The organism is Herbidospora sakaeratensis, from assembly GCF_001570525.1.
GTDB lineage: Bacteria > Actinomycetota > Actinomycetes > Streptosporangiales > Streptosporangiaceae > Herbidospora > Herbidospora sakaeratensis.
This window is the reverse complement of sequence record NZ_BBXC01000012.1, coordinates 363,225-385,502: the sequence shown is the minus strand read 5'-3', so window position 1 is coordinate 385,502 and position 22,278 is coordinate 363,225. Positions and strand designations below refer to the sequence as shown.

The window sequence follows — 22,278 nt, the reverse complement described above, 5'->3', positions numbered from 1 at the left end:
TGCCCGTGACACCGCCGGCTTCTGTCCACCCACGGAGTTGATCGATGTCCCACGCGGTGATGTTCCCGCTCCAACCCTCTCATCCCGAGCAGGTCGTGCCCTTCGCCGACCTGGTGAACCGGGGGCGGGCCGGCCGCCTCTGGCTGGGCCAGTCCTTCGGGGTCGAGTCGCATCAGGTGTTCGCCTATCTGGCGGGGCGGGGACTGCGGGTGCCGGCCGGCCTCGGCGTGACGCTGATGCCGCTGCGCCATCCGATGGAGGCGGCGGCCCAGGCCCGCAGCGTCGCCCTGCTCACCGGGCGGCCGGTGGTCGCCGGGTATGGCGCGGCCACGCCCGAGATGGTGGAAGCCCTGCGCGGAAAGCCCTACGCGAGGCCCGCCACCGCCGGCGCCGGCTACGCCGCGGCGGTGCGCGGCCTCCTTGGCAAGGGGGTGTCCGGGCACGTCTGCGAGGCGTGCACCGCCTCGGGCACACTGCCGCCGATGAACCATCCGACCGTCGAGGTCGGCCTGGGCGTGCTCCGGCCGGGGATGGCGCGGGCCGCGGGAGGCGTGGCCGACGTGGCCGTCACCTGGATGACGCCGCCCGCCTACGTCAGGGACACGCTGATCCCGGCGCTGGCCGAGGGCGCGGCGGGGCGCAGGACGCCCCGGGTGGCCACTGTGGTGCACGCCGGCCTCGACGGCCCCGGGCGCGACCCCGTCCGGCTGCTGCTCTCCGTGGCACGCGGCCATCTGGGGTCGCAGCACTACACCGACATGCTCCGCAGGGCCGGGGTGCCCGCCGACGCGTCGGATCCCGTCGCGGGCGCCCGGGCGATGGTCGACGCGGGGGTGTACGCCTACGGCACGCTCGACGAGGTCGTGGCGCGGCTGCGGGCCTACCGCGAGGCCGGCGTGGACGAGATCGTCGTCAACACCGGCGGGATCGGCGCGGTCGAGGGCCTCAAGGCCGGCCTGGCCGACGCCGGGGAGATCCTCACCGCGCTGGAGGACGCCGATGTCTGACCCCTCCGCCGCGAGAGCGCCCGAGTTCACGTCCGAACGCCTGCTGGTCATGATCACCGGCTCGCTCAACGCCACGTTCGCCCCTTACTGGCTGAACTGGTTGCAGCTCTCGTATCCGAAGCTGGAGATCCAGGCCGTGGTCACGCGGAGCGCCGAGCGGTTCGTCACCCGGCACTCGCTGGCCGCGCTGCTGAACCGGGACGTGCCGCTCGACGCCTGGCCGGACGACCCGGCGCCCGGCTCGCCGCACGTCCACTACGCCACCTGGCCGGACACCGTGCTGGTCTACCCGGCGACGTACAACTTCCTGAGCAGGTTCGCGGGCGGGCTGGCCGACACCCCCGTGCTGCTGGCGCTCCAGACCACCAAAGCCCTGATCGGCATCGGCCCGGCCCTGCCACCGGGCGCCGGTGAGTCGCACGCCTATCGCGCCAACCGCGCCGCGCTGGACGCCCGGCCCAACGTGGTCGTCGGCGACCCCATCGCCGGGCTGAGCGCGCACACGCGGGAGTGGACGGCCTTGTCGCCGCCCCCGCTACCCCACCTGATCGAACGGATGGAGGCGCTGCGATGAGCGAGATCGTCGCGTCGTACGCCACGGGATACCTGCGCACCACGATCACCCTGGACGACGACGGAACCTATCTGTGGACCAGGCGCCCCGGAGCCGACCGGGGGCGCGCCATCCAGGCCCCCGATCCCCTGCTGCGCGCGGCCGTCGCGTCGGTGCCCCCGGGCCGGGTCGCGCTCATCCTGCCCGAGTCGGTGGAGGACGGGGTGACCTACCGGGTCAGGCGGTTCCGGTCGCTCGCGGGCATGTTCCTCGGGCTGACGGGAGAGGTGCCCGGCCTGCGCGAACTGGCCGGAGACACACTGGCGGAGACCGCCAGGACCCTCGCCGGGCTGCACGCCGTGCCGGTGCCGGACGCGGCGCTGCCGGACGTGCCGACGGGCGTACGGAGGCTTCTGGGCTGGTTGCGCGGTGGCCAGGGGCCGCGCGGCGCGGCCGAGCTGCACCGCCGGGCCCGTGCGGTGCTCGGCCGGGAGCGGCTGGAGCTGGTGGAGAGCTGGTGCGCCATCGGCGGTGAACGCCGGGTGCTGCTGCACGGCGCCCCCGGCAGCGGCATCCTGCTGCCCGTGGAGGACGGCGTGCTGCTGATCGGTGAGGAGCTGGCGGCCGGTCCGCCCGAGTTCGACCTGGGCTGGCTCGTCGGCGAGTTCGTGGAGTTCGGTCACGTCGGCGCCCCGGGCCCGCTCGGCCGCGACGACTACGACGCCCTCATCCACGGCCTGCTCGACGCCTACCCCGCGCCACTCGACCGTGCCGCGGTCGGCAGGGTGGCCCTGCTACGGTTCCTCACCCACACCCACGACTTCTCCGCGTACGTGGGCTGGCACGAGACGCTGGACGGCTCCCTGACCGTCCTGGCGGAGGTCGTCGACGCGGCGGCCGGCGGGCGCCTATTGCGGGAGACGAGCGTCCGATGAAGAGGCTGACCCTGCCCAACGGCCTCCGGGTGGTCGTCGAGGAGTACCACTCGGCGCCGGTCGCGAGCGTGGCCGTGCACTACGACGTCGGGTTCCGCGCCGAGACCGAGGACCGGTCAGGGCTGGCCCATCTGTTCGAACACCTGATGTTCCAGGGCGCCCAGGATCGGGACGGCGACCACTTCCAGCAGGTGGAGAGCATCGGCGGCTTCTGCAACGCGTCGACCCGGCAGGACTACACCGACTTCTACACGGTCGTGCCCGCCGAGGCGGTCGACCAGGTGATCGCCGTGGAGGCCGCCCGCATGCGCGCCCCGAAGATCACCGCACGCGCCGTCAGGGCCCAGACCGAGGTGATCCGCGAAGAGATCCTCGGCAAACTCCGCAAGCCGTACGGCGGTTTTCCCTGGCCGCGCCTGTCGCCCGTGCTCTTCCGCGACTTCGCCAACGCCCATGACGGCTACGGCGACTACGAGGCGCTGCTGAACGTCACCGTGGACGAGTGCGCCGACTTCTTCACCCGTCACTACGGCCCCGGCAACGCGGTGCTCACCGTGACCGGGGCCGTCCGGACCGACCAGGTGCTGGACGTCGTGCACCGCACGTTCGGGGAGCTCCCGGCGGCCCCGGTCCCGGCGCGGGCGACCCGATGGGAGCCGGAGCCCGCAGGCCGGGTGGAGGGCGAACACGTCGACCCGATGGCCCCGCTGCCCGCCTTCGCGATCGGCCACCGGGTGCCCGACCCGGCGGCCGGTTTCGGCCCGCACTTCGCGTTCGCCGCCGTGGCTCATGCGCTGACCGGGGGCAGCCGCCCCCGGCTGCGGGAGCGGCTGCGGGCGGAAACCGGGCACACCGTGACGTTCTCGGCGCGGATGGGCCTGTTCGACCTGCTCGACGCCCGCGACCCCGACATGTGGATCCTCACCGCCATCCACCCTCGGGAACTGCCCGCCGAGCGGGTGCTGGCGGCCGTCGACGCCGAACTGGAGTCGATCGCCCGCTTCGGCCCCACCCTGGAGGAGCTCGCCCGCCGCCGCACGAGCTGGACCAACACCCACCACCGCGCCATGGACGAACCCGCCCAGCGGGTCCGCGCGCTGGGCCGCTTCGAGGTCCTCTTCGGCGACGCCGGCACGGTCGACCTGCTGCCCGGCCTGTGCGCGGCCGTGACGCCGGAGGACGCGGCGAAGGCCGCGGCCATGCTCCGGGCCGACTCGCGCGCCCTGTTGACGATCACTCCGGGAGCGGCCCGATGAACGGACTCGTCGACCGCACGCTGGCCAACGGCCTGCGCATCCTCGCGCTCCAGCACGGCCTCATGCCGATGGTGGAGGCCCGCCTGCACCTGCCCGCGCCCTGTCACACGGCCGCCGACCTGGCCGCCTCGATGCTGCTGTCCACCGGTCTGACGCTGAGCCGGGACGCGGGTGACGGGGTGGAGCTGAGCGCCATGGGCGACGTGCACCGGGTGGCGGTCAGCGCCTCCGCCGCCCTCACCGACCTCGACCTCCTGCTGACCGCCCTCGCCGACGTGGTCGAGGGGGCGGCCGGCGACCTCGCGATCGCGCGCGGCCAGCTGGGATCGCAACTCCGGGTGCTCGGGGCCCACCCCGACCTCGCGACCCGGGCCGCGCTGGCCCGCCACCTGTTCGGCGACCATCCGGTCAGCCACCCCGTCCCCACGCCGGACGAGGTGGCCGCCGTCACCAACGCACACCGTCCCTTCAGCGCGCGGGGCGCGGTCCTGATCATCCTCGCCCCCGAGGACCCCGAGCGGCTGGCGGAACTGGCGGAGAAGGCCCTGGGCGGCTGGCGGCCGAGCCCCGGCGCCCCGCTTCCGCCCCTCCCCGAGATCGGGACCGGCCGGCTGGCCGCGCTCTCCCAGCCGGGCGCCCCGCAGTCCCGGATCAGACTCCGCGCGCCCGCCGTGGCGGTTCACGACGAGCGCTATCCCGCCCTCTTCGTCGCGAGCAACATCACGGGCGGCTACCTCTCCTCGCGGCTGGCCAGAAGCCTGCGCGAGGACAACGGCTACGTGTACGGGATCATGTCCTACTTCGACCTGCACCCCGGCCGCCCGCTGTTCGCCGTCGAGGCCGACACCTCCGCCGCGACCACCTCAGCCGCCCTGGAGGTGATGGGCGCGGAGCTCCACCGCCTGACCACGACACACCCGCCCACCGAGGCCGAGGTGCGCGCCGCCCGCGCCTACGCCCTCGGCTCGGCCGCGACCCGGCTGGCCTCCCGTGCCGCCCTCGCCAACGGGCTGGCCGACCTGGCCGGCCGCTCGGTGGACCCGCTGCTGCTGTTCGGCTTCACCCGCCGCTTGGAGACGGTGACGACCGAGGAGGTGGTCGCCGCGACGGCCGCGCATCTCGCGCCCGCCCGGTTCTCCGGCGTGGTCGCCGCCGACCCCGGCGCGCTGCCGGACACGCTCTCCCTCGTCCCATAGGAAAGGCCGGCCCGATCAGCGGGCCGGCCTTCGGGTTGTCCTACCAGGGAGACGGCGCCGGGGGCGCCACGACCGGCGGGCGGTCGTCACACGTGATGGTGTTGGGCAGCTGCCAGGAGCCCGCCCACGGCCCGGTGGTGCCGCCGCCGTCGTTGCCGCCCAGGTCGGTCACGGAGAACTCCGAACCCGTGGGCGGGAAGCCGAACGAGCCGCAGTTGTTGATGCCGACGGCCCCGACGTTGCGGGCGTCGACGTTCTCGAACGACGCGCCGCCCTTGACGCGGGCGCTCAGCACCGACGTGCCGGTGCCGTCGATCCGGACGTTCTTGAACTTCACGCCGGTGATCGAGTAGAGGTCCTTCACGCCCCACTCGCTCACCATCATGATCGCGTTGTAGGTGCTGTCGAGGTAGTGGTCGCCGGTGACCTGGATGTCGTTCTCGATCGAGCGGTCGAGGGCGTAGAACCAGATCGAGCCGAGGCCGATGCGCCAGTTCAGGTCGAACGCGCCGGCCCGGACGGTGGTGTTGTCGGTGAACTTCAGCGTGCCGGTGAAGGGCTCGGCGCCGAAGCGGGAACCGGCGTGCAGGCCGGAGCCCTCCCGCAGCGGGTCGGCCACCAGGTTGTTCGAGACGACGTTGTCCTTGCCGCCGTAAATCGCGATGCCGTTGGCGAGCGTCGGGGTCTGCACGGTGTTGCGGTCGAAGACGTTGCCGACGTTGGGGTTCTTCTCCGACCACATGGCCAGGCCGTCGTCACCCGTGTTGCGGATGAAGTTGTTGGCCACGACCGAGTTGGTCACGCCGCCGTGGAAGTTCAGGGCGTCGGCGATCTGGTCGACGATGACGTTGTCGGTCACCTTGATGTTGTCCATCGGGCCGTCGAACCAGAGGCCGACCTTGGTGTGCCGGATGTACAGGCCCTTGATCGTCGAGTCGCTCATCGCGCCGCCGATGCCGTTGACCTGGTCGGTGTCGATGCGTTCCCGTACGTCGCCCTCGATGGTGAAGCCCGACAGGTGCACGTTGCGGCTGCCGCCCTCGGCGGCGTCCTTGCCGTAGAAGCCGACGCCGGTGTGCACCGAGCCGTCGGGGGCGGGGGTCGGCAGCGCGACCTCCTTGCCCTTGATGATCGTGTACCAGGAGCCCGCGCCCTCGATCGTCACGTCGTCGACGATGATGTGGCGGTTGACCTGGTAGGTGCCCGGCGGAATGTAGACCTTCAGGTTGCCGCGCTTGGCGAACGCGATGGCCTTCTCGATGGCCGGGGCCGAGTCCTTGCGGCCGGTCGGGTCGGCCCCGAACAGCAGCACGTTGGCGGCCAGCACCCGCACGTGCGGAGCGCCGACGACCTCGGAGTCGAGCAGGTCGATGACCGTCCAGGCGGCGTTGCTGTTCGCCGGGGCGGTGAGCCTGACCTTGTCACCGGCCTTGTACGTCTTGCCGAGCAGGAGCCGCTGCTCGTCGTAGAAGTGCATCGGCCGGAACGGCTTGGTGATCTCGGGCGCAGGGCTGGTCGCGGCCGGCACGCACTGGCACTCGGTGATCCACCAGTCGGGGTGCAGCAGCCCGGCGTTCGGGTCGTTGGTGAACGGATACTGGTTGTAGAGCCACGCGAACTGGCTGGTCAGCGTCAGGGTCTTCTTGTTGCCGCCGTTGACGGTCAGGTTCAGCGGAGCGGTGATGCCACCGCCGTTCGGGGCGTCGGGCACGCTGTAGCGAACGGTGACGGCGTTGGCGGCCTTCGGCAGGGTGAACTCCACCCACTGCCCGGGGGTCAGCTTGACCGCCTTGCGGCCCGACGCCTCGGCCGGGAGCGTGTACGCGTTCCTGTCGGGGCCGATCACGACGCCGTTGGTGGCCGCGTTCTCGGCCTCCTGCTCGACGAACGGGACGTTCGCGCCGCGGCCCGCCACCAGTGACGGGTCGAGCGCGGCCCGCGTGACCGCGGTCGGGGTCGCCGTCTGATGGGCCGCCGCTGGGCCGGCCACCACCAGGCTTAAGCCCACGGCGGCGGCGGTGACCGCCGCCAACGCCACTTTTCGTGACATCTCGTGCTCGTTTCTGTCGGGGGGTGAACACCTGAGGGTGAGGTGACAGTAGGTCGCCCGTGCCCCGTTCCACAAGAGCCCTGCGAAATAGTTTCGTAACGCTCTCGCTTTCTTGCGCGCTTTGAAGCCGCGTGTTGCACGTCCACGCATCCTGCGCACAAAAAAACAGCCCTCCGATCGGAGGGCTGTTTTCTGATCCGGCTCAGCGCTTCAGGTCGTCGTCCGGCGGGTGGTTGGAGCTCTCGAGGACGTAACCCTTGGCGTAGGTCGGCGACGGCGGCGCGGGCGCCGGCGGCGGCGTCGACGGGGGCTGCTGCTGGTAGACGTAGGGCTGCGTGTAGTCCTGCGGCGGCGCGGCCGGCGTCGGGAACGGCATCGGATAGGGCACCGGCACGTAGTTGACGACCTGCTGCGGCGGCGGCTGCTGCGGCGGGTAGGGCTGCGCGTAGGGCGGTTGCGCATAGGGGTGCGCGTAGGGCTGGGGGCCGTAGGGCTGCATCGGGTAACCCGGGTAGGGCATCATCGCCATGTTCGGCGGCATCTGCGGACCCGCCCTGCGGACCGCCGCCGCGTGGGCCAGGCGGCGCAGCCGGCCCTCGAAGATCAGCCAGGCGAGCAGCGCCAGCAGCACCAGCACCGCGGCCGGGACGGCCAGTTTGCGGCTGAGCGTGACCTCGTCGAAGTAGGGCGTCGCGTTGCGGATCTCCACCTGGGCCGCCTCGGGCACCGGCTGGTTCATGCCCGTGGACGGCGGGGTGCTCGCCGGCGGGTCGGCCGGGGCCAGGGTGACGCCGGGCTCCGGCTCGCTGGGCTCGGTCGGCGCCGTCTCGTTCGTCGGCGGCGGGACGTCGTTGGTGGGCGGCGCGACCGGCTGCTCCTGCGTCACCGTCGGGACCGGCTGCTGCTGCGTCGGCTCCTGCTCCTGCGTCTGCTGCGCCGACGGGGTCGTCGGCTTCTTCGTCGGCGTCGGGGTGACCGTCTGGGTGACGGTGACCACGGCCTCCGACGGGGTCGGCGACGGCGTCATGGTCACCGTCGTGGTCACCGTGTCGCACGACTGGTTCACATCGCAGGGATCGACCGGGTTGGCCGCGCTCGCGCCGGCGGCCACCATCACGGCGACGCCGAGCGAACCGACCACCGCGGCGAGCACCGCCGCGGCTCTCCTGGGCGCTCGACCGACCACCGGGTTCCTCCGCCGCTTTTGCCTGACTCCGTACGTCAAACAAATACTAGTCCGGCAAAGTAACGGCAAACCTCACTTTGATTGCGGGTCGGAAACGACCTTGCGCCGTCCGAGCCGCATCTGCAGCGCCAGCACCGCGATCAGGGCCGCGATCGCGGCCACCACGCCGGGCCAGCCCTTGACGAGCTCCAACGCCGAGTCCTCCTGCGCGATCGCCTGCGTGTTGTTCAGCGACCGGGTCAGCGGCGGACCGCTCGGCGTGGGCGTCGCCATCGGCATGAGCAGCTCCGGGGGCGTGCCCCCCTCGACCATCCCGGGCGGCAGCGGCCCGCCCGGCGGCAGCTGCGGCAGCGGCGGCAGATTCGACAACGCTCCTGACAACGGCTCCTGCATCAGGTCGCCCGGCATGGGCGCGGGCGCCGCGTTCGGCATCGGCTGCGGCACCTCCGCCTGCACGCCCGGAGCACCCGGGGCCTGCGGTTCACCGATCGCCACCTGACCAGGGGCGACCTGGACCTCCTGACCGGACGGAGGCGCCGGGGGCAGGTTCGGCTGCGGGCCCGGCGCACCGTCGACGAGCGGGCTCTGACCAGGGTTGACACCACCGGGCATCTCGGGCATCGGAACGCCCGGCATGGCCTGCGGCTGCGCCATGGGCTCGACCAGCTGCGGCCCCTTCGGCCCGTGCTCCATCCCACCGGGAAGCTGCGGCGGACCCTGCTCGCCGCGCCCGCGCATCTCGGGCGGACCCTGCTCGAAGCCGCCACCCATCTGAGGCGGGCCCTGCTCGAAGCCGCCACCCATCTGAGGCGGGCCCTGCTCGAAGCCGCCACCCATCTGAGGCGGGCCCTGCTCGAACCCGCCGTGCATCTCGGGCCGGCTCTGCATCTCGGCCTCGCGGACCCGGGGCCGGTTCCGCTTCTCGCCGCGGGCCTTCTGGCGTCCATGGGCTTCGGCGTCCCGGGCCTTCGGCCGGTGCCGGCCCTCGGCCTGCCGGGTGCGGGGCCGCGACGCGGTCTCGCGGATCGAGGGGTCGGCCGGAACGTAGACCGGCGCCTCCGCCGGGGAGGCGTACCCCTCGAAGGGCTGCATCGGCGGCGCGACCATGCTCTCGAACGCCTGGCTCTCCGCCAGGGAGACGGAGTGGCTCTGGGCGGTCACCCGGGCGGCCTCCTCGGCGAACTGCCCCGCCAGGGCGCGGGCCTCGGCGTCGACCACGGCGGCCGACTCGGCCGACTGGGTCACGCCGTCGGCCAGTTCGCCCGTCGACGCGAGCGCGCTCAGCTTCCCGGGCGGCAGCGCGCTCAGGCGGGCGCACACGACGGCCACCCGGCGGGCCAGCTCGGCCGTGTCGAGGTTCAGCCGCATCGCGGCCGGCGCCTCCACGAACAGGCCCGGGCCCGTCATGGTCTGGTCGGGGCTCGTCTGGACGGGGCTCGTTTGGACCGGGCAGCGCCACCCCGGCGCGGTCGACTCATCGGGCGTCGAACACGCCGCGTGACCACAGGGGGCCGCCAGGCGGAACCGCCAGACGTCGCCCGTTCTCATCCACCGCCCGGGATCCTCCGAGGCCACGGCCGGTGTGGCCGACAGCGCCAGGATTCCGGCCCCGACCAGGGACACCACACGTCCAGCGACCACCAGAATCCCTCCCCCGATTACTCTCAGTAATCGTTATGGCACGAAGAGGGGGGACTCAACCCTCCTTGAGCAGATCTTGGACCTCCCGGACGATCGGCAGATCGGCGGGCAACCACGGCACCGACTCGAACTCGAACGGCTCCAGCCACTGCAGGGCGAGGTGTTCCCGCGCCTCCGGCGTGCGCCCGCACACGATGGTCGAGAGCCAGATCCGCAACACGTAGCCGTTGCTGAGCGGCCAGTCGCCGCCGACCTTCTTGCCCGGCTCGACCGTGACCCCGAGCTCCTCCTCGCACTCGCGCACGAGCGCGTCGAGGTCGCTCTCCCCCGGATCGACCTTCCCGCCGGGAAACTCCCACCCGCCGCGCAGTTCCGGCGGTTCGGCCCGCTGAGCGCTCAGCAGACGGCCGTCCGCGATGATCGCGGCCCCTACGACGACCTGTGTCATGCCTGCCTAGGTTAGGGCCTGACGCTTCAGCTGCTCCAGCACATCGGGATTCTGCAGCGGGCGCGTGAACCCGACGATGGCCCCGCGGTCGCGGTAGGTGGTCACCTTGATAGGCCCGCAGAGCGTGCAGCGCGCCTCGACCATCTTGCCCGGCGACACGATCATGCCCACGTGGCCGGGGTTGTCGGCCGACGTGCCGGGACCGGAGTTGAAGAACACCAGGTCCCCCGCCTGCTCCTCGCCCGCGTCGATGCGCACCCCGAACGGCCACTGCCCGAAGGTGGTGCGGGGGATGTTCAGGCCCGCGTTCCGGTACGCCATGTAGATGATCCCCGAGCAGTCGTAGCCGTCGGGCCCGGTGCCGCCCCAGACATAGGGTTTGCCGCGCTGCGCGAGGGCGTAGTCGAGGATCTTGTCGACCACCGCGTTCGGCGCGTCGTAGGCCACCTCACAGGCCGGGTTGGCCTCCGGCGGCACGTCGACCGAGCCCGACTGGGCGTACTTGGCGGCGATCTCCAGCACCTGGTCGACGTACCAGTTGGCGCGGTTGTAGACGAACAGGGCCTTGCGCAGGTCGTCGGGCGCGCCGTTGCGCTTGAGCATCTTGGCGGCGCCCAGGATGGCGTCGGCGGGGTTGTAGACGTCGGCGACGCCGTCGTCGTCGCCGTCGGAGGCGTAGCCGTTGAACTCCGACGGGATCGGGATGCGCGCCTTGCCGCCCCACGTGCTGATGAGGAACTGCATCGGCCCGGCCGCGCCCGCGTAGTTGGTGCCGCTCTGCACGCCGGGCAGTTCCGACCGGCCGTGGTCGGTCTCGCGTTTGCCGACGGCGGCCAGCACGTTCCACTGCACGCCGATCGCCTCGCCGTGCCGCTTGTAGAGCTCCAGCATCTCCGGCGGGATGTCCTCCTGCGCGGTCTCCGACAGGTCGGAGGTGTCGACCTCGCAGGCCGCCGAGCCGCCGCCCATCATGATGTTGGGCAGCGGCGTCATCAGCACGATCGCGCCGAACATGGTCAGCGGCACGATGACCGCCAGCAGCCCGGCCAGCCACTTCCAGTTCGCGAGCCGGGTCGTGGTCACGGGGTGACGTCCCCGTCCTGGCCGCTGCCGGCCAGCTGCAGGTCGTAGACCCGCCAGTCGGCGCCGACCTGGACGACGGTGACCGCGTAGTCCTCGATCTGCTCCTTGGCCCCGCTCAGCGCGGTGATCTCGGCGGTGCCCTCGACGACCACGACGACCGAGTTGGCCGACATGTCGCGGATCGACTTCAGGCGAGCCGTCCCCTTCGACACGATCTGGTCGGCCGTGTCGTGCTCGACGGCGGCCGGGGAGGTGACCGTACGGGTGAGGTCGTCGCCGAACTCGACCGTGGTGAACGCCTTGAGCCGGTCGGCCCGGCCCACGGCGTCGTCGTGGCTGTAGGTGCCGTACGCGGCGGTGAACCGGCGGGCCAGGTCGGCCGCCGCGCCGAGCTGGTCGCGCGACAGCGGCAGGTAGGAGTAGACGTCGAAGTCGGCCGACGGCGTGGTCGCCACCTGGCTCGGCACGGCCACCGGCGGCGCGGTGACCGTGCGCGTGGCTCCCGGTGCGGCGGGATCGGCCGTGCCGACCTCGCCGCTGCCGTCGCCCAGCGTCGTTAAGTAGATCCCGAGCACCGCCAGCACGACCACGGCCGCGACGAACAGGCCCTTCCTCCGGCCGTCGTTCATGATCAGTCCTTGTCGCGGGGCCGCAGCCAGAACGGCGCGGCGCCGTCACCGCTGCCACCCCCGCTGCCGCCACTGCCACCGCGACCGCTGTCGGACCGGCCCGGCAACCACAACGGCGGCGCGTCGGACGAGCGGCCGGGCCGCTCGGCCGGCCGGGACGACTCGGCCCGGGGCGCGCGGGTCGGCTCGGGGCGGGGCCGCTGCGGAGGCGACGCCGACCGGCGCGACGACGAACCCGACGACGACCGTCCGCCGCCGCCGAAGAACCCGCCGCCGAGGATGCCGCCCCCCGATCCGCGAGACGCCGAGGGCCGCGAGGCCCAGCCGCCCGAACGGCCGCTGAACCAGCCGCCGCCACCGCCGCCTCCGCCACCGCCTCCACCGCCCGACGAGGCGCGGGCGGGAGCGGCCGGTGCGGGCGCGGGCGGGCGGGTCGTGGCCGGCGGACGGCTCAGGTTGAGCGGCGGGGCCGCGCCGGTCCGGGGCGCGGGCACCCCGGTCTTGCGCCGGGCCGCCTGCTCCGGGTTCTCCAGCGGCGCGGGCTGGCCGTTGGCGCGCACACCGACCCGTTCCTCGCCCCGGACCTTGCCCTGGGCGACCCCGGCGGCCGTCTGCGCGGCTCCGGCCGCGCCACCGGACGCGCCGGCGACGGCGGCGTTGAGCATCGGCTCGGCCTTGCGCAGCCCCCAGCGGCCCACCCGGGCCGCGGCGACCGGCGGCAGCGCCCCGGCGGCCCGCTGCAGCGTCGGGGCCGTGGCGGCCTCGCCGAGCACGCGGGTGGTGAAGGTGGAGCCGCTGAGCGAGGAGAACAGGTGCTGGAACGGCCTGCGGTAGAAGAACACCGCCAGCGTCAGCAGCGCCATGAACATGATCTGCATGCCCCACGGCAGCGGCGTGGAGATGATCAGGGCGTAGCCGTAGACCAGCACGCCCAGCACGAGGGCGAGCACGGCCTGTCTCAGCAGCGTGCCGACGAGCATCTCCACCCAGCGCATCGCGATGATGCGCCCGGTGCCGGGATGGACGCCGATCAGCAGGAAGATCGGCCCCATGATCAGCAACAACAGGAAGCCGACCTTCAGCACCAGCAGCGAGACCGCCACCAGGAAGATCAGCAACCCGGCGACCATGGCCGCGATGAACGCCCCGATCGCCACGCCGAGACGGCTGGTCCAGTCTTTGCCCTGGAGCAGGTAGAACGACGGGCTGGCGCGCAGCGGCTCGGCGATCTGCTCCTCCCAGGCCCGCTGGTGGGCGTCGCCGCCGGGCGACTGCCGGGCCGCCTGCTCGGCCTGGGTGAGGGCCTGCAGCGAAAGGGCCTTCTCGCCGAACTGCGTCACGATCGGCGAGCCCGCGTCGGCGGTGCCGAACATGCCCATCAGCCACGGCTTGCAGACCAGGGTCGACCAGAGCGCGTCGGCGTTCTGCGCCACGCCCGGCGTGCCCGGCTGCCCGTAGCCGCCGCCGGTGACCGGCGGGGCGGCCGCCGGGGTGGCCGGAGTGGCGGCGTCGGCGGCGGCCGGGGTGGTCGCGGGGGGCGGCAGGCAGGACGCGCCGCCCGCGCCGGGCAGGCCGGCGAAGGCCGAGTTGACGATCTCGGTCGTCTTGTCGGTGATGGTCTTGCCGACGCCGGTCAGGTCTTGCGGACGGCTGAAGAACCAGGTCGCGACCGTGACCGCGACGACCATCCAGATGACCGCCTCGGCGGTCGTGGTGGCGCGTTTGCGGAGCAGGCCGTACCAGGCCAGCCAGATCGCCGCGATGATCACGATCGGCCGCAGGAACGGCCAGTACATCGCGTCGGCCAGGTTGGTGACGATGTCGTCGACGACGTTCTTGATGGGCAGCAGCGGACCTTCGGTCGCGGCGGCCTCGTACGTCGTGATGGTCAGCCGGTCGACCGCCTTGGCCCACGAGAAGATCGCGTTGGCCCAGGCGTTGCCGATGACGGCCGCGACGTCGGAGCAGCCGAGCTCGTAGGTGTGCCAGAACTGGCCCGACATGCCGTAGGTCTCGTAGTTGGTCATCGGGGCCACTTCGGGCGCCTTGACCGACGTACCGGCGCCCGCTCCGAGACCGGCGCCGGCGGCGGCGCCGGTGTCGCCCACATCGGGCGGCGGGGGTTTGACGAGCCCGTCGACGCCCGAGCCCACCACCTCCGGCGCGAGGGCGGCGGACATGTCACAGATCCCGTCGGCGTGTGCCACCGACGACCCGACGATGACCGGCGACGCCACGAAGAACGTGACGAACACCAGCATGAGCAGGGCGACCCTGCGTTTCACGAGCGCACCTCCCGCGCGACCCCCGAACGACCCGAACCCACCTTGTCCTGCTCGACCTCATCCGGCTTGGCGTGCGTCGGATTGGTGTCGAGCCAGCGCAGCAGCTCCTCGGAGATCAGGTCGACGCCGATCCGGCCCGCCCGACCGTCGAGGTCGCGGAAGACGCACTCGCCGTTGCGCAGCGAGCGCAGCACGCCCTTGTGTTCCTCGTTCGGATCGACTCCCAGGAGCTCCAGTACGTGCTCCACCTCGACCCGTTCGGTCGAGCGGAAGGCGAACACCGAGGAAAGGCAGTTGGTGACCTGCTCGTTCAGCAGGTCACCCGCGTTCTGGGACACCAGCACGAGTGCGGTGTTGCGCGACCGTCCCATGCGGGACACCTCGGGCACCAGCTTGGCGCCCTCGGGCGTGGACGTGATCGCCCACGCCTCGTCGAGGAAGATCGCTTTGGGGGTACGTCTGTCGAGCCCGTTCATCAGCCGCCGGGCGAACTGCGAGACCAGGTAGAGCAGGGCGACCGACAGCCGCTGCTCGTAGGAGTAGTCGTCGCGCCCGGTCGCCGCGTCGGGCAGCGTGAGACCGCCCAGGGTGAACACGGTGGTCCAGCCCTCGGTGTCGATCTGGTCGCCGCCGGAGGGGTCGAAGCACAGCCGGGCAAGGTGCATTTCAGACATCGACCGCAACACGGCGCCCAGGTTCTTGGACGCGGCGTCCTCCGACCGGTCGAGGTGGTCGATCACCTTCCCGAGCGAGGGGTCGGGCTCGTTGGCGACGGCCGCGACGGCCTGCACCATGGCCGACTCGCGCTCCTCCGACATGCGCGGCAGCAGCAGCCGCAGCGTCTCGGTGGCCATCGTCTTCTTGGCGGCCAGGTCGTCGCCGAACGAGAACGGGTCGAGCAGCCCCGGCGCGGCCGACCCGAGGGGGATCGTGCGGGCCTGCCGTCCGCGCCGCCGCAGCAGCTGCACCAGCGACTCGGCGTCGCCCTTCGGGTCGATGACCGCGACGGTGACCCCGCGCAGCGCCATCTGGTAGATGAGCAGCAGCGCCAGCGTGGTCTTGCCGCCGCCGGGCTCACCGGTGATCGCGATGGCCGTCGGCCGGTTCTTGGTCGCCGCCACCAGCGGGTCGAAGTGCACGATGGAGCGTGCCCGCCCCAGCGTCTCCCCGATGTACGGCCCCAGCCACCCCGCCTCGTCGGCCCGGTCGCCCAGGTCGACCGTGGCGGTCGCCATGCCGCCCGCGATGGTGCGCAGCGGCTGCCGCTGGGCGTAGGCGTTCACCCTGACCTTCTCGCCCGGCAGCGCCTCGCAGAACAACGAGAACTGGTCGCCGGTCGAGTTGACGACGTCGATGCCCATGTCGCGGTAGTGCTCGATGACCGCCTCGACCCGCTGGACGCACATCTCCTCGGTCGGCGCGCTCACGCTCATGCGGTGCCAGCCGTAGACGAACGGCAGGCGCTCCTTCGTGATGCCGTGTTCGAGCATGCGGGCGGCGTCGATCTGCTCGGCCAGCGCCAGCGGCGCCTCGGCGCCCGCCTCGCGGATGTGGATGTCCATGTCGCGCGCGTGGGCCAGCTTCCTGGCGACGTCGCGGGAGGCGCGTACGGGCGGGATGAGCCGCATCCGGGAGGAGATCTCGACCGGGAACGGGAGCTGGTCGCCGAAGTGCATCCAGGGCTCGCCGTCGGGGAACGGCATCAGGTCGGGGAACCGGGCGAACGACAGGTGGGCGACGTAGGAGTCGCCGCCGGGCTGCTCGATCCGCAGCAGCGACCGGCCGTTGTGGATCTGCCCCTCGACGAGGGCCTCGATCTCGCCGCGCCCCCACTTGCGCCGCTTCGACGCCGACGCCGGCGGGTCGCCGAGCGCGCCGGTCGCGGCGTGCTGGAACAACCAGGCGACCTCGACGGAGGTGGCGTGCCGCGCGTACAGCGAACCGGAGGCGAGCGCGCGGCCGAGCCGCTCGGCCGCGTCGGTCCACTTCGCGACCTCCTTCTCCGGCACGTGGTCGTCGTCGAGCCCGAGGTTCTTCTCGGTCTTCTGGTAGAAGCCGAACAGCTGCGCCAGCACGCCCTCGCCGAGTTGCGCGCCGCGCGGCCCGAGCCGCACCCCGAGGTAGACCTCCTTGGACCAGAAGTCCTTGGCCCAGACGTGGCGGTACATCTCCTCGAGGTAGTCGCGCCAGCCCGGCCCCTCGTCGGAGGTGGCGTTGAGGGCCATCGCCCACTCGGCCGCCGGGTAGGTGCGGTGGGCCACCCGCAGGTGCACCTCGGCGTCGGTCATCCGGATCGCGGCCAGCGCGATCGTGATGTTGTTCGCGAGCGCCTCGCGCTCCTCGGGAGTGATGAACTCGTAGCTGACCGTGGGCAACCGGAAGTAGGCCCAGGCAGCGGAGTCGGTGAGGAGGATCCGGTCGTCGAAGTACCGGACCGCCAGGCGACTGCGCGCCCGCGACGCCCTAGCCAACGAAGCTCTCCCCTCTCGCCGTGGTCAATCCGCTCGCGACAACCCCGGCAAGGGCAACGTACGCCCTGCGGCCGCCGCTGCGAAGGTCATCGAGGTCGACTTGTCCGGGTTCGGCCAGCTCGTCTTCCCATGGGACCCTCACGATCGCCCTGCACCTTCCGCGCGCGACCGTCTCGGCCCGCTCGACATCGGCCATGCTCCTTCGCGACACGCCGTTGATGACCACGACGGCCCTGCGCCGCAGATCGGCGCAGCCGTGCCCGTCGAGCCAGTCGTAGGTCATGGCGACCGAGTCGGGGGCGTCGGCGCTGGCCGGCGCGACCAGCACGAGCTGGTCGGCGTAGGGCAGCAGCCGCGCCGCGAGCGCGGCGGCCGGGTCCATCAGGATGATCCGGTACTGCTGGTCGAGCAGCCGCATCGCCCGGGCAATGCGCTGGTCAGAGAACCAGCCCCGATCGCCGATACGCTGCTCGGCCCCGGGGTCGACGTCGGCGGCGAGCACGTCGAGCCCGGAGTCGGTCCGGGTCGTGTAGTCGCGCACGCGGGTGCCGACGCCGTCGACCGCCGTCAGGAACGAGCTGAGCGTCTCGGGCGTCTCGGGCGTGATGCGCCCGGTGAGCCCGTCGCCCCCGGAGTTGGCGTCGACCACGACGACCCCGTCCTCCCTGAGGCGGGCCAGCGAGTGCCCCAGGAGCAGCGTGGTCGTCGTCTGCCCCGCCCCGCCGGTGCAGCCCAGCACGACGATGCGGCGGCTGCCGCTGATGGTCGTGCGGGCACGGTCTTCGTCGTTGTCGCCGTCGGACCCGGCGACGACCTGCGACACCCGCCGCCACGTGGCCTCCGACCCCCGCTCCGCCGGGATGAACGGCGCCGGCGGCTGCCCCTTGCGGAGCCGCTCCTTCTGCCAGTCGACCGCGGGCGCGGGCGCCTCGGGCTCGACGGCGGAGTCGGCGGACGCCGCCAGCCTCCGCAGTCTCCGCAACGCATCGGGCCGTATCGGCGGCGACGAGATCTCCTCGGCCGGCTCGTCGGCGGGCTCCGGCTCCACCCGTGCGGGAGGCACGGCCGCGGCATGCCTGCCCACGTGAGCCGAAGCGGACTCCTCGTCGGCGACCTCACCCCCGGAGTGGCGGGCCACCCGCGCCGTGCCCTCTTCCTGTACGGACTGGGCAGCGCCCGATTCGGCGGAGTCAGGCCCGGCGGCTGCGACAGGCTCGGCCTCGGCCACCGGCGACCACGAGAACTGCGGCGAAACCGGGGCATCGGCCTCTGCGGGCGAGGGCGCGGGAACTTCGGCAGGCGGTGTCGGCCCGCCCTCTGCCCCGGAACCAGAAGCGGGCTGTGCCTCGTGGTCGGGAACCGGCCACACGGGCACGTCGGAGACCCGCGGCGCGCGGGCAGACTCCTCGGCCCGATGCTTGGCGGGTACCTCGGGCACCTCGGGCGTCTGCGGCTTGGCGCCGCCTTCCGCCGGACGGGCCGGGGCTTCGGCCGCCGTGTGCGCGGCCACGTCGGAGTCCTGCCGCTTGGGGCCGGTCTCGGCGGGCGTGGGCACGCCGGCGTCTCCCGGCCGGGCCGGGCCGCCGGGAACCAGGCGCATCGGCACGGTGAGACCCTGCGACCGGGACCCGGTCTCCCCGCGCGCGGGGGTCTCGGGCCGCCTGAGTGGGCGCGTCTCGCGCTCCGGGGTCTCGGGCCGCTGAAGCGGGCGCGGAGGCGTCTCGCCCACCTGGGGCTCGGGCCGGCGGAGCGGGCGGGTCGGGGACTCGGGGGCTTCGGGGGTCGTGGGCTGGTCGGAGGGGTGGGCGAGGAGGGCCGGGCGGAGGGGGGTGGCGGCGAGGGGGCGGGAGCGGTCCTTCGCCGGGTCGGCCGGGGGTTCTCCCACCGGGCGGATCAGGCGCGGGGGCTGGCCGAACGTCGCCGGGCGGCGGCCCTCGGGAAGGGCCGTCTGCTTGTCGTCCGGGTGGCCGATCAACCGGCGGACGGGTTCGGGAGCCGCGTGGGCCGTGGCCGTGGTGGTCAGCGGGGGCTTCACGCGTACCGGGATCTCCTCGACCACCGGCGCGGCGGCCGCGGCGGCGGCGGCCACCGCCGGGCGGACGGTCGCGCGCTGGGGCTCGGGGGCGCGCTTGGGCTTCTTGACCCGGACCCGCTCGGTGCTCGCCCGCCAGACCTTGGCCTGGAAGTCGATCACGTCGGGCTCGCCCGAGGGCGCGAGGCGGCACCACGTCTTGGGCTCGGAGAAGTAGCGGGTCTGCGACTGGAGCAGTTCGGTCAGGCGTTTGCCCTCGATCACGGGACGCGTCGACAACCATGTAACGATCCCGGGCGGAACCAGATAGATCACATGCCAGGGCGCGTCGAAGGGCAAACCGACCACTTGGAGGAGGACCCACCAGAAGGCGGAGACGCCGACGAAGACACCGATCCAGACGATGGGCAGCGGCATGGGCAGCCGGAGATCGTAAAGCTTGTAAAGCCGCTTCTCAATTCGCCAGATATTGGTGTATGTAGGCAGATCCACCCGAATCCTCCTCTCCGCAACGTGCCAAGGTCACTGGATGCCGAGCGCCCCCGCGATCGCCTTGGCCGTCACCTCGATGATGTTCGGCACATAGAAGATCACACCGATGGCGATCGCCAGGATGATGAACTGGACGAACCGCGTGATCTCCCTGGTGAAGAGGAAGAACAGCGCCACGACCGACACGATCACCAAGAACAACGGCGCGAAGAAACGGCGCAGGAACTCGGCCAGGCCTTCGGTGTTGAGCCCGGTGCCGGTCCCCGGCGCGGGGGACGGCGCGAGCGCGGTCACGGTCTCGACAATCGTTTGGAGAATCAATTCTCGCCCTCCCGGGGGTGTGGATCAGCGACTTCGTGGTCGTTCATGCGCTACCCCACGGACCGGCTCGCGCCCTGGACCTGCCGGACGAGCCACTTGTCGCCCTGCTTCTCCATGGTGAGCTGGTAGGCCTGCTCCAGCAGCGCGGGCTGCGCGGCCGGATCGGCTGGGTCGGCGGTCGGCACCGCGGCGGCGTCGGCCGCCGTGATGGACCAGGTGACCGACACGGTGACATCGCGGCCCGTCTCCCCGCCGAGCGGCGCGACCACGCTGTTGAGCTGGGCCAAGGTGAACTGCCCGCCGAGGCCCTCGATCGTCGCCCCGTCGGCGGCGTAGAGCTTCAGCTCGGCGGCGTTGCCGGAGGCGTAGGCCCGGAAGAAGCCTTCGAGCGTCTGGCGCAGCTGGTCTTCGAGGTTGGCGTCGCGGTCGGGGCCCGCGATGGCCGGCAACCCGGCCGCGCCCCCGGAGGGCAGCAGGGCGGGCAGCCCGGACACGACGAACCGGCCGTCGGCCTGGTAGATCGGCACCGACAGCAGCCAGCGCCGCGCGCCCGACTGGAAACTGACCTGCACCCGCGCGTTGTTCGCGTCGGTGACCTCGATCGAATGGAATTGAATGGCGCCGGCCGCCATGCGGCCGAACCCATTCCAGCCGAATCGCCTTTCGACGCCGTCGGCGAGAAAATCGGTGAGCCGGGTGTCGCGCTGTTCTGGATTCGTGGCGTCGAAATTCAGATAAACGGCGGCGAACTGATTCGCGAACGCCGCGCCCTGCTGCACCGGGAAACCGGAATCGGCCGGTGCGGACGGTGCGCCGGTGGCGCCCTGATTCGACGTGAAACGCTCGAACGGCGCCCTGACCCCGTTGACGACGATCACCACGATGAGCGCCCAGAGCACGGCCCGGCCGGTCCAGACGAGCCAGCGGCCCCCGCCGCCGCTCCATCCCCTGCGCCGCATCGGCTCCCGCTCAGGCAACGGCGGATCCGTAGGAGGGTATGACTCTGGGTCGCCAGCGATCCGAGGATCCTGCTGGACGGTTGACCTGCGAGCCATCACGCCTCCGCTCGCGCCGATCCCCCCGGCTGGCGCGGTGTCGTCTTACTCTCGATCCGGTTATCCATGTTGAAGTAATCACCTTAGCGGCCTCGCCAATTGTTCCAGGAAAGCCACGCCCATGCTGCAGGCATCGCCGTAACCGGCCAAACCGAGTGTGCATGACACCGAGAGTGCCCGTACCGGCATGGATGACTACATAACGACGTTTGCGCAGGCCACCGTGGCAAAATGTAACCCGCGAGCCATCAGGAGGTAACCAAACGGCTCTGACACTCAGTCCGGCATCCCGCACTCGTAGTGGAGAGAATCCGCCGCGTGATCATCTTAGTGGCCGAGGCCGCCGAGCGGCGCTGCTAGGACGCGCGGTGGTGTCGCCAGGCGACGTACAGCAGGACCAGGGCGAGCGCCCACTCCAGGCCGAGCCCGGTCCCGACCCCGATGGCGTCGCGCAGCGAGAAGTGGTCGAAGTGCCTGACGTGGAAGAGGAAGTGCGTGCCCGCGTAGATCACGTAGCCGGTCAGGGCCAGCAGGACCACCCTGCGCTCCATCACGGCGGCGGCGTAGATCAGCATGGCGGCCAGCGCGAGCCCGAGCCCGCCGACGTCGGAGAGCAGGTGCTCGTTGTACGGCGGATCGAGGCGCACCGTCGGGAAGTCGTCGAAGAACGAGCGGGTGAACGCGTACTGCCAGACCGAGACGAGGGTCTGCAGCGCGGCCAGGGCGAGCACCCCGGCGCGCAGCCATTTGGCGGTTGAAGTCATGCACGGAGCGACATCCCGGCCGGGGTCGTTCGTGACACGACACGCTGTGAGCCTTGTCACGGGCGGCCCATGTCACGAAGACGGCCCGCTCCTCGTCACCCCCTCCGAACGCACCGAGAGGAGAGGCCGATGAGGATCGCGGTCGCGGGTGGCACCGGAGTGGTCGGACGGCACGTCGTGGAGGCCCTGCGGGCGCGGGGGTACGAACCCGCCGTGCTCTCGCGGGCGACCGGCGTCGACCTGGCGAGCGGAGCGGGGCTCGACGCGGCCCTCCTCGGGGCCGAGACGGTCGTCGACGTCGCCAACATCGACACGGCGAGCAGGAAGGCGGCGGTGACCTTCTTCGAGAGGACCGGCCGCACCCTCGCCGCGGCGGCGGAACGGGCCGGCGTGCGGCACCTCGTGACGTTGTCGATCGTGGGGGTCGACCGGGTCAGGCTGGGCTACTACGCCGGGAAGCTACGGCAGGAGGAGATCGTGCGGGAGGGCGCGGTGCCGTGGACGATCCTGCGGGCCACCCAGTTCCACGAGTTCGCGGGCCAGTTCCTCAGCGGGATCCCGGGCCCGGTCGCGGTGGTGCCGACCGGGCGGGTGCAGCCCGTCGCCGCCCACGAGGTGGGCGAGGCGCTCGCGGACCTCGCGCTCGGAGCGCCGCGGGGGATGGCCCCGGAGCTCGCCGGGCCGCGGGTCGAGTCGCTGCCCGACATGGCCCGCCGGCTCATCGCGGCGGGCGGTGCGCGCAGGCGGCCGGTGCTCCCCGTCTATCTCCCCGGCGGGATGAGTGCCGGGGGCCTGCTCCCGACAGGCCCCGGACCTCGTGGCGCCCAGACCTTCGACGAGTGGCTGGCCACTCCGGAGGCGTAACGGAAGAAAA

Annotated in this window: 18 protein-coding genes; 6 read left to right on the top strand and 12 right to left on the bottom strand. The window is 72.2% G+C overall.

The features are described from left to right. The first annotated feature begins 44 nt into the window (after nt 1–44). The 5 genes from AW271_RS20610 to AW271_RS20590 are packed head-to-tail and all read left to right on the top strand — an operon-like array spanning nt 45 to nt 4,947. The gene (locus AW271_RS20610; protein WP_062339007.1) at nt 45–1,007 is read left to right on the top strand and encodes an LLM class flavin-dependent oxidoreductase; all 963 of its coding nucleotides are present in this window, start codon (nt 45–47) and stop codon (nt 1,005–1,007) included. Beyond that, nucleotides 1,000–1,581 carry a flavoprotein gene (locus AW271_RS20605; protein WP_062339006.1) on the top strand — a complete coding sequence of 194 codons (582 nt, stop codon included), beginning with the start codon at nt 1,000–1,002 and terminating at the stop codon, nt 1,579–1,581. The genes AW271_RS20610 and AW271_RS20605 overlap by 8 nt, the downstream gene beginning before the upstream one ends. Next, nucleotides 1,578–2,495, top strand: coding sequence for an aminoglycoside phosphotransferase family protein (locus AW271_RS20600; protein WP_062339005.1), 918 nt, complete (start codon nt 1,578–1,580; stop codon nt 2,493–2,495). Before AW271_RS20605 ends, AW271_RS20600 begins: the two co-directional genes overlap by 4 nt. Beyond that, entirely contained in the window at nt 2,492–3,751 is a 1,260-nt protein-coding gene (locus AW271_RS20595; RefSeq protein WP_062339004.1) for a M16 family metallopeptidase, read from the top strand. The genes AW271_RS20600 and AW271_RS20595 overlap by 4 nt, the downstream gene beginning before the upstream one ends. Beyond that, the gene (locus AW271_RS20590; RefSeq protein ID WP_062339003.1) at nt 3,748–4,947 is read left to right on the top strand and encodes a M16 family metallopeptidase; all 1,200 of its coding nucleotides are present in this window, start codon (nt 3,748–3,750) and stop codon (nt 4,945–4,947) included. The genes AW271_RS20595 and AW271_RS20590 overlap by 4 nt, the downstream gene beginning before the upstream one ends. A gap of 40 nt (nt 4,948–4,987) precedes the next feature. Here the strand turns inward: AW271_RS20590 and AW271_RS20585 are convergent, their stop codons facing one another. From AW271_RS20585 to AW271_RS20530, 12 genes are all read right to left on the bottom strand, one after another. Further along, nucleotides 4,988–6,997 (bottom strand): glycosyl hydrolase family 28-related protein, encoded by a 2,010-nt coding sequence (locus tag AW271_RS20585; protein WP_062339002.1) that lies wholly within the window; start codon nt 6,995–6,997, stop codon nt 4,988–4,990. Nucleotides 6,998–7,199: 202 nt separating this feature from the next. Further along, nucleotides 7,200–8,150, bottom strand: a complete 951-nt coding sequence (locus AW271_RS20580; RefSeq protein ID WP_062339001.1) for a hypothetical protein — start codon at nt 8,148–8,150, stop codon at nt 7,200–7,202. A gap of 105 nt (nt 8,151–8,255) precedes the next feature. Further along, the gene (locus AW271_RS20575) at nt 8,256–9,824 is read right to left on the bottom strand and encodes a hypothetical protein (protein ID WP_157554421.1); all 1,569 of its coding nucleotides are present in this window, start codon (nt 9,822–9,824) and stop codon (nt 8,256–8,258) included. Nucleotides 9,825–9,879: 55 nt separating this feature from the next. Beyond that, nucleotides 9,880–10,272 (bottom strand): (deoxy)nucleoside triphosphate pyrophosphohydrolase, encoded by a 393-nt coding sequence (locus tag AW271_RS20570; protein ID WP_062338999.1) that lies wholly within the window; start codon nt 10,270–10,272, stop codon nt 9,880–9,882. A gap of 6 nt (nt 10,273–10,278) precedes the next feature. Next, nucleotides 10,279–11,355 (bottom strand): bifunctional lytic transglycosylase/C40 family peptidase, encoded by a 1,077-nt coding sequence (locus tag AW271_RS20565; RefSeq protein WP_245653131.1) that lies wholly within the window; start codon nt 11,353–11,355, stop codon nt 10,279–10,281. Then, entirely contained in the window at nt 11,352–11,984 is a 633-nt protein-coding gene (locus AW271_RS20560) for a hypothetical protein (RefSeq protein WP_245653130.1), read from the bottom strand. The genes AW271_RS20565 and AW271_RS20560 overlap by 4 nt, the downstream gene beginning before the upstream one ends. A 2-nt stretch (nt 11,985–11,986) precedes the next feature. Continuing rightward, nucleotides 11,987–14,269 (bottom strand): type IV secretion system protein, encoded by a 2,283-nt coding sequence (locus AW271_RS20555; protein WP_062338997.1) that lies wholly within the window; start codon nt 14,267–14,269, stop codon nt 11,987–11,989. Then, nucleotides 14,266–16,740 carry an ATP-binding protein gene (locus tag AW271_RS20550; protein ID WP_062338996.1) on the bottom strand — a complete coding sequence of 825 codons (2,475 nt, stop codon included), beginning with the start codon at nt 16,738–16,740 and terminating at the stop codon, nt 14,266–14,268. The genes AW271_RS20555 and AW271_RS20550 overlap by 4 nt, the downstream gene beginning before the upstream one ends. Further along, the gene (locus AW271_RS20545; protein ID WP_169806368.1) at nt 16,733–19,264 is read right to left on the bottom strand and encodes a TcpE family conjugal transfer membrane protein; all 2,532 of its coding nucleotides are present in this window, start codon (nt 19,262–19,264) and stop codon (nt 16,733–16,735) included. Before AW271_RS20545 ends, AW271_RS20550 begins: the two co-directional genes overlap by 8 nt. A 30-nt stretch (nt 19,265–19,294) precedes the next feature. Then, the gene (locus AW271_RS20540; protein WP_232320587.1) at nt 19,295–19,558 is read right to left on the bottom strand and encodes a hypothetical protein; all 264 of its coding nucleotides are present in this window, start codon (nt 19,556–19,558) and stop codon (nt 19,295–19,297) included. Nucleotides 19,559–19,635: 77 nt separating this feature from the next. After that, nucleotides 19,636–20,562 (bottom strand): conjugal transfer protein, encoded by a 927-nt coding sequence (locus AW271_RS20535; protein WP_245653129.1) that lies wholly within the window; start codon nt 20,560–20,562, stop codon nt 19,636–19,638. Nucleotides 20,563–20,996: 434 nt separating this feature from the next. Beyond that, nucleotides 20,997–21,404, bottom strand: a complete 408-nt coding sequence (locus AW271_RS20530) for a hypothetical protein (protein WP_062338992.1) — start codon at nt 21,402–21,404, stop codon at nt 20,997–20,999. A 129-nt stretch (nt 21,405–21,533) separates the two neighbouring features. Here AW271_RS20530 and AW271_RS20525 point away from each other — a divergent pair, with 129 nt between their 5' ends. Further along, nucleotides 21,534–22,268, top strand: coding sequence for an SDR family oxidoreductase (locus tag AW271_RS20525; protein ID WP_062338991.1), 735 nt, complete (start codon nt 21,534–21,536; stop codon nt 22,266–22,268). Nucleotides 22,269–22,278 lie beyond the last annotated feature (10 nt).

What these genes read in the sequence shown, in the direction of transcription:
- AW271_RS20585 (WP_062339002.1), bottom strand. Translation starts at nt 6,997, where the DNA reads ATGTCACGAAAAGTGGCGTTGGCGGCGGTCACCGCCGCCGCCGTGGGC.
- AW271_RS20530 (WP_062338992.1), bottom strand. Translation starts at nt 21,404, where the DNA reads ATGACTTCAACCGCCAAATGGCTGCGCGCCGGGGTGCTCGCCCTGGCC.
- AW271_RS20560 (WP_245653130.1), bottom strand. Translation starts at nt 11,984, where the DNA reads ATGAACGACGGCCGGAGGAAGGGCCTGTTCGTCGCGGCCGTGGTCGTG.
- AW271_RS20570 (WP_062338999.1), bottom strand. Translation starts at nt 10,272, where the DNA reads ATGACACAGGTCGTCGTAGGGGCCGCGATCATCGCGGACGGCCGTCTG.
- AW271_RS20590 (WP_062339003.1), top strand. Translation starts at nt 3,748, where the DNA reads ATGAACGGACTCGTCGACCGCACGCTGGCCAACGGCCTGCGCATCCTC.
- AW271_RS20595 (WP_062339004.1), top strand. Translation starts at nt 2,492, where the DNA reads ATGAAGAGGCTGACCCTGCCCAACGGCCTCCGGGTGGTCGTCGAGGAG.
- AW271_RS20525 (WP_062338991.1), top strand. Translation starts at nt 21,534, where the DNA reads ATGAGGATCGCGGTCGCGGGTGGCACCGGAGTGGTCGGACGGCACGTC.
- AW271_RS20600 (WP_062339005.1), top strand. Translation starts at nt 1,578, where the DNA reads ATGAGCGAGATCGTCGCGTCGTACGCCACGGGATACCTGCGCACCACG.
- AW271_RS20605 (WP_062339006.1), top strand. Translation starts at nt 1,000, where the DNA reads ATGTCTGACCCCTCCGCCGCGAGAGCGCCCGAGTTCACGTCCGAACGC.
- AW271_RS20610 (WP_062339007.1), top strand. Translation starts at nt 45, where the DNA reads ATGTCCCACGCGGTGATGTTCCCGCTCCAACCCTCTCATCCCGAGCAG.